This window comes from Listeria grandensis, from assembly GCF_014322885.1.
In the GTDB taxonomy this organism is placed as follows: domain Bacteria; phylum Bacillota; class Bacilli; order Lactobacillales; family Listeriaceae; genus Listeria_A; species Listeria_A grandensis.
Map to the genome: position 1 here is coordinate 1 of NZ_JAASUG010000016.1, position 18,183 is coordinate 18,183.

Below are 18,183 nucleotides of genomic sequence, written 5' to 3' on the forward strand. Positions count from 1 at the left end.
TTCCCAAATTCTAAGTTGTTCACTTGGAATGCTCCAGATGCTGGTGTTACATGACTACTTACGAGTGTGCCTGATCCCGGTGTTCCACGGAATAAATCAAACTCTGCTCCTGCTAATCCTTTGCTCTCATCTGCTTCATCGTATTTGATGAGTTCCACAGATCCTACTGGTATTTCTTCACGTTCATTAATAATGGGAATCCCTAATGTTATCATCCCCGAAGAAGTTAATACAAAACGATATGGTGCATCTAGAAGTACATATCCTTCTGGTGCACTTGTTTCACGAAGCTCATATGTTCCAAAACGAAGCTTGTCGTAGCTTATAACTCCATCTGTATCCGATGTTAAACCAGTCGCTATCTCTGTTTCTCCAGTCGCTGTTATACGGTATAGATCGAAACTAGCGCCTTCCAAAGGCTTCCCATCCGCATCTTGCTTTATAACCGTGAATCCGGCTGTTGTTCCTTCAGCTCCAGCAGTTCCACCTTCAATACGAATTGATTGCTCTATATCTTTGCTAAATTCATCGGCTGTTGCATGTGCTTTATTAACAAAGACTTCTTGATTTGGATCAGTAATCTTTGTCTTGTAACTAACCTCTCGACCAAAACCATCAGTCGTATCACCTAATGGCACTTCAAATGTACGAGTTGTTGGGTTATGATTCTCAATAGGTCTATCCTCAAGCCTTTCGCCTGCATGGAATCCTCCTGTCCATGCTATAGATTGTTTTACTTCTGTCACATCACTAATCAGTTCTTGACCTGGACCATACTCATCAAATATTCTTAAATTTTTAAGTGGCTCGTAAAGACCAGGGCCTTGTGGATCTTCTTTAAATTTTGGGCCAACAATGTGAACTACCCATTCGATTTCACCATTTCCTAGATAATAGCCGAATTTATAGTATCCTTCTGGTTGTGCTTCTCCTGGACCTGAACCTGGAGGGCCCTCTGGATCTTCTGGTGTGATTGGAACAACAACTGAACCGCCTCCAATAGGAAATTCAATCGGAATCTCTTCCCCTGGCTCTACGTTACCCGAGAAATTAACATAAAATTCGAAAAATCCTGTTATTTGCGAATGATTTTCAACATAATCTGTGAATACAACCTTATATTCCGAGCCTCCGTCTACAGTTGCTTGTCCATTAGCAACAACTGTACCATTCTTATCTTTAAATGGTAGAGAATCATTTTGTATTGTTTTAAGCTCTTCTGGCAATTCAACGAGCATGTACTGCCCAGCCTGCATATCATCTTCATTTTCTAGCGGAATCGCAAATTCGTAACGTACTTTAAAAGCTTCTCCCTTAGGAACAGATGAGATATCATTGCCATCACGGTCTGTAAACTTAACATTTGTAACAAATTGATTTCCCCAATTATTATCTGCCGGCGCTGCTGCAAATGTAATCATCTGCATGGATAATTGATTAATAATTAGTACACTCAAAAGCATAATTGTTATAATCTTTTTCAAATTTCTCTTCATTCATTTCCTCCTGATATTTCGAATTTTTTAATGCCTGACTGCCTGTCTCAATTACTAGTATATATATAAACCTAATTTCACGATGTAACATATGTTACTCGATGCTTTTTTTCGTTTCACACCTGCTCTATATTTATCTGTTTTTGTCTCTATACAAGATATATCAGCTATTCATCCCATGTTTTCATTTTGCCTTACGCAAGATTTACATTGTGAAAAGCCTATTTTAGCATGATGAACCGACAAAGATAAATTAGGGTATTTTCGTTTGGCTAGCATATCGTTACATAGTGTAGGTATGTGACTGTTTTCCCCCCTTGAAGAGAATAACACGATTCCTACTGGCATTTTGTAACAAAAGTTACAGGGCTAAAAAACAAACGAGGACACGAACTATCGAAAAAAGATATTCCTCCCCCTTCGCATTCTATTAGGTCTTTTCGACATTCCATATCTCTGTTCCTTCTATAATATGTTTTATTTTTTCTGCAAAAATAGCAGATTGCATAGAAAATTATTTAAACGAAAACACGGACAACATATGTTACAATGCCATCCATTTATATGTGTTAATGTAAATGCTGTTACTGGGTTAGCAGTAAATCCGAATAGGAATGGAGAGTGGTATAGAAGATGGATTTTTTACATGTTCATGATTTATTGATTAAAAAACCTAACTTATTTATTACATTGCTAGATATGACGGAACTTGATACTTGGCACCCAGATGTTTGTCAGTTTCAAAAATTAAAAAGTTATCAATCCTTAAATTTAGCAAATGCCGAAAAAATTATTCATATTACGAAGGGGGTTTTATTACAACAAGTAAATAACCCAAACATTTGTAAAATAAGTGTGAATGCGATTTGGTCAACAAATGATGTCATTTTTCATAATGTTTTTCAGCAAAATCAGTACGAATACCTAGCCATAGGCGATGTAGAAATAGCTGTTTTTGATGCACGACTTGTTTTAGACACCCTTGCGAAAGAGCCATTTTTCCCAGATTTTTTAATCGACTACAATAAAAGACAACAAGAGGAATTCTTTCATTTTTCATACATGTTAACGAAAAATATTCGCGACCGTGTCTTAGATGTCATGAAACGTTTCTCAAAAAAACATCCAGACGGCTACATGGTGCCAAAACGTGTCAATAGTTTGCTACTATCGAAATGTTGCCAAGCCACGCCAGCAACAATAAAAAAAGCTTTACTAGACTTAAAACATGAAAAACGCATCGTCAAAAAAGAACAACACTTATTTATTCAAGATGAGATGATATGAAACTTAAAGATCATAGCTTGCCCTTACATATTTATTTCTCTTCGTTTGTGAGTAGGTATGTAAAAGCAGGCTAAATTTAACATTATGATTACGCTTTATTGTATAATGACTATGAAGGCTTCACATGTTGAAATTTACAAGGAGGTAATGATAATGAATTTTATACAATTTCACAAAGAACTTTTCCATGTTAATTCTAAGTTTTCAGATTACGTGATAAGTCATACGGACACCCAAGAATTTTTCTTTGAAGGCCCTAGCTTATTTCAGGTAGATTTAGAGAAATATGCATTTCTCGTTTATGAAGGTGTTATCCTTAAATATCATATTTCCCCACTAGGCAAAATGCTTTACGATAATTTCTATACGCGTAATTCTTTTATCGGCTTACTTCCTAATATTTTTTATTTCGATGATTACTTTGAATATACAACACTGGGTAATATACGTGGTTTAAAGATCCCGTTGTCAGCTTTAGCTTCTTATCCTGAGGACCTTAAAAATGAGCTTTTCCTCCGAAATATACAACGCGAATTATTTTGGAAAGATAGTGCCGCTAGAATGTTAGGGCTAAATTTAAAAGAAAAAATATATTATATTCTATCTATTATTCACAGCTTCCGTGGCATCAATCCATGGGATAATACCTACAGTATTCCTAAATATATTACGCATGAAATTTTAGCTAATGTAGCTAATGTGAGCCGGACGCGCGTGTCTTACGTCATGTCTGAATTGCAGAAAGAGAACATCATTACGTACAGCAAGGAAGGCAAGATTGTTATTTTAGATATTGATTTTTTACATGATTCTTGCGGTTATTAGCTGAAAAATACCATCTTATGGCCCCTATTATCCTGTGGTCTGCTTCGATGTCGTAGCGGTAAAACAGGTTAATGGGGCTTTTTAATTTAACGTTTGTGAGATAGATATGGTTTTACTAATTGCGCTTTGGACTGGAATATTTGAAGTCATTCTTTATCGTATCCCTGCATACTTTTCTTTCATCAAACACGCTATCTATCCGTCTTATCTTATATGTAGTTAGCCAAACCATGCCTTTATTTATTAATGCAGAGATCCAGCTATTTCAAAAGCCAAATATCCCCTGTAATATGCAACTATTTAAAAGGGGTATCGGGTTAATGAGCCATTCTTCTACAGTTACAAAATACCCAAATTTAAGTCTTTTTGTAGCTTATACGAACTCATTAATCGTAATAATCTGAATTATATTCTAAAATTATTTTACCATCTTTATTTATGATCTTATTTGCTAGCTCCAGCTCTTGCATTGCCTTTTTAGCGGTGTGGGGTGATATTTGGCAGCATTTAGATAGAAGTAAATAGTTGACCGTTTTCGGAATATGATAACCATCCTCTCCTTTTATGGAAAGTAGCTTGATAATATCTATCACCCTTTCTTGCACGCTTTTAGTCAGCATATACGAATATTGATAAAACTGAGATTCTTGGCGTTTTAACGTATCGATTAGGAGATCTGGAAAAAACGGCTGCTTAGAAAGTTTCTGTAGTACCACGTTGGCGTCATAAATCTCTAGTTCTGCATATCCAAGCCCCGTATATTCATAATGAGTAGCTTGAAAAACATTGTAAAAAATAAAATCACTTTCCATCAAAATTGCATTGACGGTTTGCTTCTTTTGCTTTAGATTATTAACTTGTTGTAACAAATGGCCCTTTACAACATGAATCAGTTTGCCTGTGTCTGGTAGATCAAGGCTTTCATGACTTTTCAACACTTTAAGTTCGTAACAATCCGGGTCCCCCTTATCAATATTTGATAGCTCTAGTAAAGGTAACAACAAGTTAGGTTCTCTAAGCAATAAACTGTGAACTACAAGAAAATCCATAGGAAACCTCCCTTTAATATGAACTACATGTATTAGCATAATGCATAATTTTTTATTATGACATACTGAAAAAACACTAATTTACATATCGAATTCATTATTTCGCTGATTATGATTTACAAATTGCAACTTATGCACCAAAGCTGTTGCGGCTCAATGAGTTATTTTGTGTCTATTTTGTGTCAAAAAAATTTATTTTGTCTAAAATAGTATGTTATCTAATATGAGACTGGGACAAAACTCAAGATAAAGCAAAAATCGTCTCACCCTTTTTGGGGTAGGACGAAAAATTTTGCTTTATCTGGGTTATGTTCCAGCCTGTATATATTAATTTAGCCATCACTAATCTGTCTGCTGGAATGGTCGATATTTTTTCCTAAGTTTGCCGGCGTCTTGTATTCTGCTTTCGATCTCGTAACGGTAAAACAGGACAGCTGATCCTTTTTTTATTTTGGTGATTTTACCGCGGTTAACCAAAGAGTGGAAGCATTGTTTAGAGATGCCTAAATGGTCGATAGCTTCTTGCCGAGACAGGAATTCTCGATTTAATAAAGACAGGAGTTCTTCTTGGCGATTCACGAGATCTCACCTCTTATTTTAGCTAATTTTTGCAATAAGTATGGTGGGAAATAGTTACGTACGTCTGCATGCGCTACATATTGTTTTATGTCTTGCTCTACCCTTATCTGTTCATCGGCCAACTGTTCTAAAAGTGGTTCGATATGGCTTTTGTAGGTGTGCTCTTTGTCGGAATAGTGCAAGTAAATGTTTGGTGCTTCTTTTTCCGAAATGGCTTCCTTTAGCTTATGATCTAATTGTTGTATCTTCGCTTCGGAGATTTCACCAAGCATCGATGTTAGCGTTGGTATGCGTTCAGGCTCTGCTCGAAGATATTCTCCAACAAAATACTGAGGTGCACCAGAGATCACATTCGTAGCGCCTAATCGGAAACCGAAATAAAGCGCTGCGTATCCACCTTTACTTGAACCGATATACGTGGTTTGTGTCGCTTTCATGTCTTGAGTGATCTTCGTGATAAGTTCCTCCACAGCATCACGGATCTGAAAACTTCCCTGTTCGCAAAGGTAATACACGCCTCGTTTCTGGAAGCCGAAATCATCTAAAATGAAAAGCTTATTTCCGGGTACTTCTTTGAGCGTATTGACATAGTTGTAGGTTGCAGACATTCCAGCTCTTGGGAAAGCGCTGAAGATGACAAGCAAATCTTGACTCTGCCTATCTGTTTGAAGCAGGTAGCGTAACTTTATCCCGTTGGACTGTGTCGCCGTTTTTCCAATGAATTGAAAATAAAGCTTGGCTAGTATTTTTTTCATCATGCGTATCCACCTACCCGCTTTTTTATAGCTTGGTAAACATATCCTGTGAAATTGTACAGCGTGTGAATATAGCTGAGCTTTTCTTGCTCTCGGTACATCTTCCACGTTTGCTGCATCATCTTGGTCTTGTTAGCAGACAATGTATTTGCTTCGACTTGATAGTACGCGAGTCCTTCGTTCAAACCATATGCGTGGATGCCTGTTTTTAAAATGGCGAGCCATGTTGCGGTATCTTGCCTCGTACGGATATTCGGCATCGTAAAGTGACCAACAATGGTACGGTCAATCATGACAGTTAGGCAACCGATAATCGTGTTTCGTAGGAGTTTTTTATACGTCATCTCGGCCGGAGCCGGAACGAGGCGCTTTTTTCCGTTTGGTTCATTGCGATAATAAGCCGTGAAGCTAAAGCCAATTTTATTTGTAGTCATGAAAGCGTGCTGGCGTGCTAGTTTTTCTGGATGCCAGCTGTCATCACTGTCCAAAAAAGCGATGTATCTGCCGGTCGCGGCTTCCATGCCAATATTTCGCGCAACGGCTGATCCGCCATTTTGACTCAGCCGGATCAGCCGAATTCGAGCATCTGTTATTTTCTCGACAATACGACACGTTTCGTCGCTAGAGCAATCGTCAATGATAACTAGTTCTAAATCCTGATATGTCTGTGCGAGAACGCTTTGAATCGCGCGCTCCATTGTTTTGGCGCTGTTATAACTTGGCATAATAATGCTAATTCGTTCGTTTTCGATGGGGGATTCCTCCTAACGTTGTGTAATAACCGAGTAAGCGATGTTGCTCGTTGTCCCAGATGTATTTTTCTCGAATCGCGGCAATGTTCGTCTTGAGCTCGGCGTAATGATGCGGGTTTTCGATGATAGCATTAACACCATCCGCAATCGACACTGGATCATGCGAATCCACACATATCCCGACTTTATCGCCCTGCACCACTTTTTTTATTTCTGGAAAATCACACGCAATGACTGGTACAGCGGCAGCAATGTATTCGAATAACTTATTGGACGAGGCCGAATAATGATTGAAGCACGTATTGTTCAAAACTTGAAAACCAAGATATGCCTGCTCGGTATAGCTTTTTAAATCAGCAAGCGGCACTTGAGGAACGAATTTGACTTTGTGATCTAAACCATTTTTGGCGACCAGCGCTTCCAGTTCTGTTTTTTGACGGCCGTTTCCTATAAAGACAAGCGTTCCTTTTTTGAAAAATGGCACTGCTGCTACTAATCTTTCCAAACCCCGACCTGGATTGATAACACCTTGATAAAGTAGAATACGTTCATCTTTTGGTAGATTTAATTTTTTATGCAGTGATATGACTTTTGTTGGTGCCACATCAAGTTCTGGATAGTTATGCAAAATGCCAGGCAAAAAACCGTATATTTTTTCGTTGTATTTTGCTCGGGTATCATTTTCGACAATCATGAAGTCAACAGTCTTGATATAAACAGCTTCGATAAAGCCGTGAATCGCGCCATGGTAACCTTCGCGACTCGTCTGTACTTCATGGGAATCATAGATAAGTGGTTTCTTTTTCAAACGACATTTCGCGGCAATATGTGCTTGTGGCAATGTATTCAAGTCATGTGCATGATAAAAATCGGGCTTCCTACTGCGAGCGACGCATGCCATTTCAACGATAAGTAATCCCATTTGCAGCAGTCGCCTAACTTTTGGAATCGCTAATGTTGCAAGAAGTAAAGCGCTTAGTGTGATTGCAATCAGCCCTCCTGAGAATAAGCTCAAAGCAAGTATCGCTACAAGAAGACACAGAATCCAAATCATCCCTTGTCTACCACCAATTCGCGTCACCTGAAAACCTTGCTGTACCTCTTCGTTGCGCGGTAACATCGCTTTTCCCGCTTCTTGCACACATATCAAATCGACCTGATACCCTGCATCCGACAACGCTTTTCCTTCCTTGTACACTCGTGCATCATTCGCGAAATTATTAAAAAGTAACATCGTAATCTTCTGTTTCATATAGACATCCGTTCCCTATTGTTAATCTCTTGCAAAAATTGTTCCGTTCGCCGCCTCTGCCCTATTTGATTGACATGATAGACAGAGTTGGCAATCTCTGAAAGCGGTACAAAGTAATCATTTGGCGCACCGATGACCGTAAAGTTAGACTCCAAATATGCTTTTAAATCAGCGATATAACTAGAATTTTCATACGTATCAAATCCGAGTGTGCTGGGATATGTTAGTTTGACCTCGATGTTCCGCCTTTTCGCCATCCTTATAAAACGCTGCAACGCTTGAATCGCTTCTGTCTCCTCAAAATGATCCGGAAAACGTAACGGCTTATTTTTGCTAGCATCTAAATCTGAAATCGCGATATTCTGATAGGACCCGCATTCACTAATATCAAATTGTTTCTCAACAAATTTTACATTTAATCTTAAATTAGCAAGTAAATAGTAAGCCTGCTTCTTTGGCGAAAAACGCTTCAAGTTGTGACGATTGTACATTCGGTAATACTCGTACGCAAAAATATCATGATTTGGTCGATAATAAAGCGAATAAGCGAAACAAAGTACGATTTCATCCCCTGATTTTGCATTTTTCATCGCTGCATCAAGGATAAACTGCATACCCAAACCAACATTTAGGCCAAAATTCACATGAGGTAGTTCTTCTTGTTCATTCAAAAGAGCTGTATCAAAACTGTATAATACGTCGCTTCCTCCCACGATCAGACGCTTCTTCCCTTGTATCCGAGCTGCATAATTCTCCTTCAACACAAGCAACCGTTTAATTCGCACAATCCCTTTTGCCTGATAGAAAAAGAAATACAGTAAGATTCCTGCGATAAGTAATACGACAACACTAGCGACAATAACCAAGATAATCACCTCAAAACCGGTATTTTATCATGATTGTTCCGTCCAATGGAGTGATATATAATTCCCGCTTCTTTCATCTGCTTTTGATCCATACAATTTCGTCCATCGATGACAATTGGTACACGCATCATTGTTTTTAAAGCATCCAAATCAAGCTGCCTCACCTCATACCATTCCGTCACAATGATAGCCGCCTCTGCATCAAGCAAAACAGGCTCCATCTTATCGTACAGCTCCACTGAATTCGGCAACAATGGACGCGCCTCTTTCGTTGCAACTGGGTCGTACGCCGCAACATTCGCGCCAGCATCCAACAATTGCGTAATAATCTTAATCGAGGCTGCATCGCGCATATCGTTCGTATTTGGCTTAAACGCTAATCCTAGCACCGCGATTTTTTTCCCGCGTAAATCATGGTGAATCGTCAATAAATTCTCCATCACTTTTTCATAACGCACCGCATTCACTGCCTCGACAGCATCCAATAACGGCAAGTTCTCCCCCTCCTCACGCGCCATCGCAACCAACGCCCTCGTATCTTTCGGAAAACACGAACCACCGTAACCAATCCCGGCCCGTAAAAATTGACTCCCAATCCTTGTATCCATGCCAATACCAGCACTCACAGCCTCAATATCTGCATTTTTCCATTCACACATATTCGCCATTTCATTGATAAAACTAATCTTCGTCGCTAAAAAAGCATTCGCTGCGTACTTAATCATCTCAGCGCTACGAATATCTGTCTCAAAAATCGGCACAGTAAAAAGTTCAAAAATTGTTCGCATCACGCTCGCCGCTTCCTCGTGCGCCGTCCCCACAACAATCCGATCCCCATAAAACGTATCATGAATCGCGCTGCCCTCCCGTAAAAATTCGGGATTCGAAACCATCATCGGCCGAGTCCCGCAAGTCATCGCAATCGTATCCGCAATCAAATCATTCGTCCCAACCGGAACCGTGCTCTTCGTCACAACGACCGTTTCCTCGTGCACAAATGGCGCAATATCACGAGCTGCAGCCAAAATATAATCCAAGTTCGCTGAACCATCCGCACTTTGGGGCGTCCCGACCGCAATAAAGAACACACTATCTGCCTTTACAGCTTCACGCAACTCCGTCTCAAACGTTAATCGCCCATTCCAAATATTATTGCCCATCAAACTCTCCAACCCTGGCTCATAAATCGGTGACTTGCCGCCACGCATTCGCGCCACTTTTGCCGCATCCAAATCCACACATGTCACCTGATGTCCTACTTCCGCAAGCGCCGTCCCAGTCACCAACCCAACATAACCTGTACCAATTACAACTATATTCATATTCCTCTCCTTCGCATCCTCTATTTCACCAGTACCATTTCTTGCTTCTCCAAATGCATCTGCTCTAAGCCCTTCACCAACGTATATAGCGGCTGCCAACCCGTCACCTCTTGAAATTTCGCATTAGAAAGACGACTATCACGCACGTCCCCTATCCGATTCCTTCTATTTTCCGGTACCACCGTCACTTGTAATAAATCGCTCATCACCGATAACACATCATTGATCGACGTCTGCTCACCTGTAGAAATGTTATAAATTCCATTTTCCCGAACATTCAAAGCTAAAATGAGCGCTTCCGCAATATCGGCCACATAAACAAAATCACGCGTCTGCTCCCCATCTCCATGAATAATTGGACTTTTCTCATGTATCACTTTATCCCAAAAATCAGAAATAACATCCTTTGCTCCCGTCCCTTTTTGACCATAAACATTCGCAAATCGGAGGACACAATACGGAAAATCGGCCATTTCACCGTTTAGCTCCAAATACTGCTCCCCCATCCATTTCGACATGCCATACGGTGAAATCGGCATTGGCGCGGCATCCTCCATGAGTGGCAACTCCGTGCTATTCCCATAAACCGCCGCCGAAGACGCAAATACAAACCGTTCAAAATCTGCTAATTCCTTGCAAGCCTCCATCACGTTCAACGTCCCCATAATATTAATATCCGCGTCCAATTGCTGCTTCGCAAGCGACACCTGCACATCAATCTGTGCGGCCAAATGAATCACAAAATGCGGCGCTATCTCCTTAATATACTCCTGCGCAGCTACACTCCGAATATCACAAACCTTCAAATCCACCAACATCTCAGGAATAGCCGATCGATGACCACTACTCAAATCATCCATCACAAAAACCTCATGTGGCGTTGCAAGTAAATTCTGAACCACCCGGGAACCAATAAAACCACAACCACCTGTTATTAAAATACGTTTTTTCCTCATGATTTTTCCCACTTTCGCTAATCTCTTAAACCGCATCTCGTGACCGCAACACAACCACAACCGTCCGCATCAAAATAACCATATCCAGCTGCAACGAAAAATTCTCGACATAGTGATAATCCAGCCGCATCTTCTCACCATTTGTCACGGAACTTCGCCCATTTACCTGCGCCCATCCCGTAATCCCTGGCTTCACTTCCAGACGTTTTCTCTGCTGCTCCGAATAACACGACGTAATCGCCGGTATTTCCGGTCTCGGCCCAATAAAACTCATATTTCCCAGCAATACATTGAAAAATTGCGGCAACTCATCAATACTCGTTTTGCGAATAAATGCACCAACCTTTGTCACATTTGGATTTTCCTCCGTCACATTTTTAAAAACAAATGTATCCGGAACGCCGTGCTCCCAGTCATATTCATGCTCGCCGCACGTCTCTCGCACGCGCATCGATCGGAATTTATAAATCGAGAATTCTTTCCCCAATTTTCCCGTTCGCTTCTGCACAAATAGCACTGGCCCGCGATCCTCCAACTTAATACATAGCGCGGTTAGCAACATGATCGGCGCTGCCAAAATAATCCCGATGATACTCAGCACAATATCTGCAAAGCGCTTCACGAAAACTGCCATCCACGTCCCTCTCTGTTTTTCCAACAAGCATATATCTTCATTTCTCATTTTTTCCAATGACTAATCCCCCCTCTGACTTCAAAAGTTGTCTCCCAATAAACCATAAACTAAGATTAAAAATAGCAATAACGCTCCCATACACAAGCATCGTCTGTAAAAAATCGCGCTGCATCCACCCAAAAATAGCAATGACAAACACAAGCTTGATAATCTCCAATACAATTTGCAGTTTTTGCCGTTCCAACAAATAGAGGATCTGCGAAGTCGCGCTACAAATAATTTGTGTTAAAAACATGACCCCTAAAACTTGTGTTAATTGCCCTGCCAAAAGCCACTCCTCACCGAAAAGCACTTGAAAAATGGGCGGTGCGAAAGATGCAAAAATACAAAATGGAATCGTTAAGTAATAGGCTAATTTCTTCGTTAACCCCACATATAATTCGTAAACCTTTGCTTTATTCTCCCCGATTTCCTTCGCTGCAACGCTATAAAAAAACTGGGATAATGTGATCGCTAAAACCGAAATCGGTACGATAATCACACGCTGCACAAAAGCATACTGCCCGCTATCATTTGCGCCAAAAATGGCTAACACGAGTAACAATGGAAGTTGTAACGACAGCGTATTTATCAGTCCCGCTGGCATCGAGAAGATAATAAAATGCTTATACCTGCTTATCAATTCTTTCGTATCGCCCCATGTGATACGGTTTTTAACACCTTGTTTCGAAACGCGAGATAATATCAAAACACTAATCGCTTTCCCAATCACATCGCCGAGCAGTAATCCTAACCCTTTCATCACATTTGAAAAGGCAAAACCAATCTGTGCTAGCCCAGTGAATCCATTCTGTAGCACCCGCGTCATCGCCAAGATCCGATACTGTTCCCGGTTCATATTTTCATAATTATAGATTTGAATTAGGCTCGTCATCGCAATCCCGACGGAGAGCAAGATCGCCTCCCACAAGGTTGGATAGATCCCTACCCAATTCAAAACACTAACGCCAAAAACAAGATACACCAGCAAAATCACTAGACTTATCAAGATCGCCAAAGATTGATTGATATGCATTAATTTTTTCGCCTGTACTCGGTTTCGCTCTAATGGAATCGCCTTTTCGAGCCCGAGACTAGCAACTTTCACCGTGATTGTAATGACCGTCACGTACGCCGCATAGATGCCGAATTCCGCCGCTGTATAAAGCCTTGCAATAATTGGCGCAAAAGCAATCATCAGCAATTGCGCAAAAGCATTACCACTAAACAGCGTCCAGATGATTTTTTTGATACTCAAAGCTCTTCCCCCTCTGCGTTTCCTCGCTCGTCCGGAATAAGTAATTCAACCCCATCGCGATAAAAATACCATTCGTCATGAGCGCGATGATGAACGAACTATCAACCAAACTCCAAGCTGGCATGACCATCAACGCGACACTAATAACAAAATTCCGATTCGCCGAAATACTATCATAAATCCATAGAACCACCGTGAGTAAAATGGTAAATAGGATCATACCGATGTAACCAAATGCCGAATATCCGTCCGCCCACATGTTCACATTCGCCGACATTTGCTCTGAACCAAAATAATTAAATCCGATGACATAACTAGGATTCGCGTCATAAGGATAATCGACCAAGCCGCGAAATATGGAGTGCCCTAAATAAGTTTTCGGATGCGTGGAGAAGAAGTCGAAAAAGAAACTCGATAGCGCGCCTGGCAGAAATAACATGCGTCTCGTGAAAATCTCTGTGAGCGTAATATTTCCGCTAAGCATATCGAAAACCATGGAAAACACAACGAGAAAGAGAATCATCCAGACAAACCTGACGCCGAATTTAGCACCTCGATGCCGCAAACAAAACAGAACAACCGCAAGTAAACACAACGATAAGGCAACACTTTTATGACCAGTAACCGAGTAAACATACACTTGACCAACGATTCCAGCGCCGATGAGCACAATATTCCCCTTCAAGACACCTAATGTGACTAAAAAGAGATCCATAATTTTAGAAAGCCAAACGACGGCGTATCCAGAGAAACGATTAGCCTCTCCCCGATAAGTTTCGCGAACATCATACACTTCTTTAAACGACACCAAATCGATGCGAAATCCGAAAGTCTGAATCATAATCGCATATAACAACATCGTGAAAAAGACGATACCAACCTGAACTAAATTTTGCGATATGTTCCATTCTCTCATTTTAATGAGCGGTAGTTTTCCACCGAGGTAAAGAATAACTAAGCACAGCAAAAACACTAACTTGAAGATGAAAAAAGCATCAAATGGCGTCTCTCGAACAAAATCTGGTATCAGCATGACTGGTATATAGGCGAAAACATAGAGTATCCAATAGATAACTTGCGATGGCCTTTTCGTTCGATATTCCGACCATGTTGCTGGTAAAAAGGCCAATACGCTAGATACTAGGCAGATCCACAATGGCGGATGAAGGTTGACGAGCCGATAGTAGCTATACGATGGCGATATGAGGTAAATGTAGGCGATGTAAAGACTAATGATGTATAAAATAATTCCTACTAGCACGGATAACTTGCCGACTCGAATAGACATCCGATCCTTTCCCCCTTACCTTTTCACATAGTTGTAGTAATAGTTAGAATCGTTACGGCGGCGTTGTACCTTGTTACGAATAATTCCTAGAACATCAATATTTTGCATTTTACACTTCTCGATACATTCTTTTAACTGCGTTTTCGTCGTTTTCCCATTCTCTAAAACAAGAACCGTCGCATCACAATAGTTAGCGATGATAATACTATCCGACAAGCCAATAGGCGGCGCATCAATAAAAATAAAATCATATACTTCCTCATACTCTTTCAAAAACTCCGGTAACAAACTGTCGCTCAATAACTCAGATGGATTATATGGCGACCCACCACTCGTCATCACATCTAGATGATCATCAATTTTCTGAATACCTTCATACTTATCGAATTGGTGATCTTTCAAAAGATCTGATAACCCAACATAATTCTTCAAGTTAAAAATTCGATGGATGGTTGGTAATCGTAAATCGCCGTCAATCAAAAGAACTCGCTTGCCACTTTTGGACATAAACATCGCTAAATTGGCAATCATAGAAGATTTCCCCTCACCTTGCCTGCAAGAAGTTGCCATGATCGTTTTGATTTTTTTCTTATCTGCGATGTACTGAATCGAGGCTCGGATATTACGAAATTGTTCTGGAACCCTTCCTTTTTCATCCAATATGAGCGATCTTTTTTTCACTTGTTTTTTCATTACCATTTTTCAATCTCTCCCAACACCGGAATCACGGTTACTTCCTGAATATCTGTATCTTCGCGGATTGTAACATTGGTAAAGCCGTGGATAAACATGATAACTGCACCAATCATGAGGCCAATAAATGCGCCCATCGCCAAACTCATCTTTTTATTCGGACTCACGATAGTTCCTTCGACTGCTTTTGATAAAATCACAATGGTGTTGTCCTCGATAAGATTCCCAACTTCTTGTTGCATCGTCGCCACCGTGTTATTGACAAATTTGATTGCTTTTTCAGCACTGTCAGCCGTATATGCTACGGAAATAATTTGTGAGTCATTTTCGTTTTTTATTGCTAATTTTTGCGCCAAGATTTCTGGTTTAGCTTTTAAATCCAAATCTTCTTTCACTTTATCGATGATGTAATTACTTTTCAAAATGCCCGTATACGTGCTAATTAGCCGATTATTTGTGTTCGCATCCAGCTTAATATCATCTTCTGCAAGCTTCTGCGGTTTCACAAGTATGTCCGAACTCGCTTGGTACATCGGAACCGCCATTTGCGTTACCCATATATACGACCCTGCAATACCAACGTTTGTCATGAAAAGCAACAAGATGGCATAGCGTTTCAAATACTGCACAAGCATTTTCATGTCAATTTTCTTTTCGATATTCACCGTTTTACACCACTTCTCTTTCGCTTTGTTTTGAATAGACTATTATACATAAATTCAAAATGAGTGTTCCGTATTGTCACAAGGGATTCCTACGCATCATGTCGATGTCACTAACTTTTTATCTATAGTTTTTTAGTCCGTGAATGTCTAGTAGGAATCACTTCATCGACTTCTTACTTTGCGCAACGTTTAGATTTATGCTCTTTGTCGAACTGTTTACCGTAGATTATTTTTCTGCTTTAACCTTGAACCCCAGCGACTTGTTGTATCTTTTTTTCTTTATATAAATTGCCATAGTTCACATAATTCACATTTGTACCTACGCTTTGAACAATATTTTTCGTGTCAAGTATCGTCGCATCACGCATTCTATCGGTATAGCTCGTTGGGATATTACGAAACTCGTCGTGATCGCTTAGCACCAGAATAAGAGAACTTCCTTCGCATGCCTCTTCTCCTTTTAGCGGCAGTTCGGCTACGTGCGGATCAAAGACACGCACTTCAAAACCAGCTTCGTCTAATCGGTCCCTAATTTCCATCGCAGGACTTTCCCTAACATCATCAATATTTCCTTTATACGTCAATCCAAAAAGGGTTACTTGATTCCCTTCTCGCTCTGCCATTAACGCCTGGACTTGTTGTACAACATAGGCTGGCATACTATTATTAATGGCTCGCGCTGTCTGCATCAACGGAGATTGTTCAGGAGCCGCTGCAATCACAAAATATGGATCCACCGCTAAGCAATGTCCACCCACGCCTGGACCGGGTTGATGTACATTCACACGTGGATGTTTGTTCGCCATTTCAATGACGCGCAATGCATCGATCCCTAAATGATCACTAATTTTAGCAAGTTCGTTGGCCAGTGCAATATTCACATCGCGATACGTATTTTCCATTAATTTACTAAGTTCCGCCTCGCCCGCTTGCGCTTTTATCATTTCGCCTTTCACAAAAGTCCCATAAACTGCTGCGGCTTTTTCCGTACAAGCATCAGTAATTCCACCAATAATACGTGGATTATGTATCAACTCATGCATGATATTTCCAGGCAAAACACGTTCTGGACAATGCGCTAAAAAGATATCTTCTCCCACTGTAAAATCGTTCTTTTCAACCATCGGCTGGACCACGTCAACCATCGTACGCGGTGCAATCGTTGACTCTACAATGATGGTATCGTTTGCTTTCACATACGGTAAAATGCTCGTCAAAGCAGCTTCGATATAACTCGTATCACACGATTGGTATTGATCGGCTTTATTTGGTGTAGGGACAGCGATAATGTAGGCATCCGCACTCACAGGTTGTGTACTTGCACAGAAATTTCCCAACAATAGCACTTCTTCTAAATCTTGTTCCAAACCAGGCTCTTCAATATGAATGAGTCCAGCGTTTAACTGCGTTGTCATCCATGGTGATAAATCAACACCCGTCACTTTATGCCCATATTTTGCGAACAGTATCGCGGTAGGCAAACCAATATACCCTAGTCCGATAACCGTAATTTTCATATAGTTGCTTCCACCTTTCGTTTTATTTTGTTGGAATTGTAACTGTCCACGTCACATTTTCCGTCGTTTCTTGTGAATATGGCTCATACAGTACAGTCACTTCTTTTTGATCCACTGGTATTTCATAGAATCCTGGTCCTTTTAACGTCTTACCCGCAGCAATCTCATCGCCGAAGTTTTTAGCGTTTAAACCATACATCGCATGTTTTTTTCCATCTTTTGTCTGAATAACGAAGTCCCCAGCACCTGCACCAGCTTCTTCCTTACCTGTATTCTTCACAGCGAAATCGAGCTGTATCATCTGTTTTTTATCGTTATTACTAATTTTCAATTGAATATCTGCCAATGTTATTTCTAAATTATTGGCTACTCTTGTTTTACCAATATCATCGCTAGCTGTCTTACCACAACCGCTCATCGCCAACATCGAGACTAGACTTAGTAAAAATAGCGCGAGCCAGATTTTGTTCTTTTTCATAAAATTGGAACTCCCTTTCAAAACTAGGACATCATAAGTGGCGATGAACGCCACTTATGATGCATCTGAATTATTTCGTTGGTGCTTGAATCGTTACTTTTTTGCTGTCTAGTTGTTTGCCTAATTTATCGTATACTGCAATCGTGACATTATCGTCTGCTTTTTTGATTTTATCTAATGTGTAGAATTTGAATGTACCATCGCTAGCAATACTACCACCTGCGTATATAGTTCCATTCACGGTTACTTTCATAGCTGCTACGTCTCCTGATACAGTCCCAGTTAGCGATGCATCACCTGGAATTGTCATAGTAGCTGGTGTTACTTGTCCTGCCGTTGTGACAACGTTGTTCGTAATTGTTACTGTTTTTGTGTCGAGAAGTTTGCCAACACTGTCGTACGCGCGAACCACAATGATGTCTTTCGGTGATTTCGTTTTATCGAAAGAATAGAACCTGAATGTACCATTCGC

The 18,183-nt window shown here is 40.4% G+C and carries 19 protein-coding genes; 2 read left to right on the plus strand and 17 right to left on the minus strand.

Features of this window, described 5'->3' with window-relative positions; translation table 11 throughout:
- Positions 1-1,496 (minus strand): SpaA isopeptide-forming pilin-related protein (locus HCJ54_RS14715; RefSeq protein ID WP_187138177.1); only part of this gene is annotated, 1,496 nt, incomplete at its 3' end.
- A gap of 633 nt (positions 1,497-2,129) precedes the next feature.
- On the opposite strand from HCJ54_RS14715, the gene HCJ54_RS14720 reads away from it, so the two are divergent.
- The gene (locus HCJ54_RS14720) at positions 2,130-2,783 is read left to right on the plus strand and encodes a hypothetical protein (protein ID WP_187138178.1); all 654 of its coding nucleotides are present in this window, start codon (positions 2,130-2,132) and stop codon (positions 2,781-2,783) included.
- 153 nt (positions 2,784-2,936) lie between these two features.
- Positions 2,937-3,608 carry a Crp/Fnr family transcriptional regulator gene (locus HCJ54_RS14725; protein ID WP_187138179.1) on the plus strand — a complete coding sequence of 224 codons (672 nt, stop codon included), beginning with the start codon at positions 2,937-2,939 and terminating at the stop codon, positions 3,606-3,608.
- 386 nt (positions 3,609-3,994) lie between these two features.
- On the opposite strand, the gene HCJ54_RS14730 is transcribed toward HCJ54_RS14725, so the two are convergent.
- The 16 genes from HCJ54_RS14730 to HCJ54_RS14805 all read right to left on the minus strand — a co-directional run.
- A complete protein-coding gene (locus HCJ54_RS14730; RefSeq protein ID WP_187138180.1) occupies positions 3,995-4,657 on the minus strand; it encodes a Crp/Fnr family transcriptional regulator in 663 nt (220 codons plus the stop codon).
- Positions 4,658-4,999: 342 nt separating this feature from the next.
- A complete protein-coding gene (locus HCJ54_RS14735; protein WP_187138181.1) occupies positions 5,000-5,236 on the minus strand; it encodes a helix-turn-helix domain-containing protein in 237 nt (78 codons plus the stop codon).
- Positions 5,233-5,994 carry a YqiA/YcfP family alpha/beta fold hydrolase gene (locus HCJ54_RS14740; RefSeq protein ID WP_187138182.1) on the minus strand — a complete coding sequence of 254 codons (762 nt, stop codon included), beginning with the start codon at positions 5,992-5,994 and terminating at the stop codon, positions 5,233-5,235. Before HCJ54_RS14740 ends, HCJ54_RS14735 begins: the two co-directional genes overlap by 4 nt.
- The gene (locus HCJ54_RS14745; RefSeq protein ID WP_222713042.1) at positions 5,991-6,716 is read right to left on the minus strand and encodes a glycosyltransferase family 2 protein; all 726 of its coding nucleotides are present in this window, start codon (positions 6,714-6,716) and stop codon (positions 5,991-5,993) included. The genes HCJ54_RS14740 and HCJ54_RS14745 overlap by 4 nt, the downstream gene beginning before the upstream one ends.
- 7 nt (positions 6,717-6,723) lie before the next feature.
- Entirely contained in the window at positions 6,724-7,995 is a 1,272-nt protein-coding gene (locus HCJ54_RS14750) for a glycosyltransferase (protein ID WP_187138183.1), read from the minus strand.
- Complete coding sequence (locus HCJ54_RS14755) at positions 7,992-8,861, minus strand: hypothetical protein (RefSeq protein ID WP_222713043.1); 870 nt, start codon at positions 8,859-8,861, stop codon at positions 7,992-7,994. Before HCJ54_RS14755 ends, HCJ54_RS14750 begins: the two co-directional genes overlap by 4 nt.
- A gap of 5 nt (positions 8,862-8,866) precedes the next feature.
- On the minus strand, positions 8,867-10,183 hold the full coding sequence (locus tag HCJ54_RS14760) for a UDP-glucose dehydrogenase family protein (protein ID WP_187138192.1): 1,317 nt from the start codon (positions 10,181-10,183) through the stop codon (positions 8,867-8,869).
- A 20-nt stretch (positions 10,184-10,203) separates the two neighbouring features.
- Positions 10,204-11,139 (minus strand): NAD-dependent epimerase/dehydratase family protein, encoded by a 936-nt coding sequence (locus tag HCJ54_RS14765; RefSeq protein WP_187138185.1) that lies wholly within the window; start codon positions 11,137-11,139, stop codon positions 10,204-10,206.
- A gap of 25 nt (positions 11,140-11,164) precedes the next feature.
- Positions 11,165-11,821: a sugar transferase gene (locus tag HCJ54_RS14770; protein ID WP_244966971.1), complete on the minus strand. Its 657-nt coding sequence runs from the start codon at positions 11,819-11,821 to the stop codon at positions 11,165-11,167.
- Positions 11,811-13,070 carry an oligosaccharide flippase family protein gene (locus tag HCJ54_RS14775; protein WP_187138186.1) on the minus strand — a complete coding sequence of 420 codons (1,260 nt, stop codon included), beginning with the start codon at positions 13,068-13,070 and terminating at the stop codon, positions 11,811-11,813. Before HCJ54_RS14775 ends, HCJ54_RS14770 begins: the two co-directional genes overlap by 11 nt.
- Positions 13,036-14,358, minus strand: a complete 1,323-nt coding sequence (locus HCJ54_RS14780; RefSeq protein ID WP_187138187.1) for a hypothetical protein — start codon at positions 14,356-14,358, stop codon at positions 13,036-13,038. The genes HCJ54_RS14775 and HCJ54_RS14780 overlap by 35 nt, the downstream gene beginning before the upstream one ends.
- 15 nt (positions 14,359-14,373) lie before the next feature.
- Positions 14,374-15,057 (minus strand): CpsD/CapB family tyrosine-protein kinase, encoded by a 684-nt coding sequence (locus tag HCJ54_RS14785; protein ID WP_187138188.1) that lies wholly within the window; start codon positions 15,055-15,057, stop codon positions 14,374-14,376.
- Positions 15,051-15,716, minus strand: a complete 666-nt coding sequence (locus tag HCJ54_RS14790) for a YveK family protein (RefSeq protein ID WP_185410122.1) — start codon at positions 15,714-15,716, stop codon at positions 15,051-15,053. The genes HCJ54_RS14785 and HCJ54_RS14790 overlap by 7 nt, the downstream gene beginning before the upstream one ends.
- Before the next feature lie 239 nt (positions 15,717-15,955).
- Positions 15,956-17,233, minus strand: coding sequence for a nucleotide sugar dehydrogenase (locus HCJ54_RS14795; protein ID WP_187138189.1), 1,278 nt, complete (start codon positions 17,231-17,233; stop codon positions 15,956-15,958).
- 22 nt (positions 17,234-17,255) lie between these two features.
- Positions 17,256-17,711 carry a DUF4352 domain-containing protein gene (locus HCJ54_RS14800; protein ID WP_187138190.1) on the minus strand — a complete coding sequence of 152 codons (456 nt, stop codon included), beginning with the start codon at positions 17,709-17,711 and terminating at the stop codon, positions 17,256-17,258.
- Positions 17,712-17,781: 70 nt separating this feature from the next.
- On the minus strand, positions 17,782-18,183 hold a 402-nt coding region (locus tag HCJ54_RS14805), incomplete at its 5' end, for an immunoglobulin-like domain-containing protein (RefSeq protein WP_342354472.1).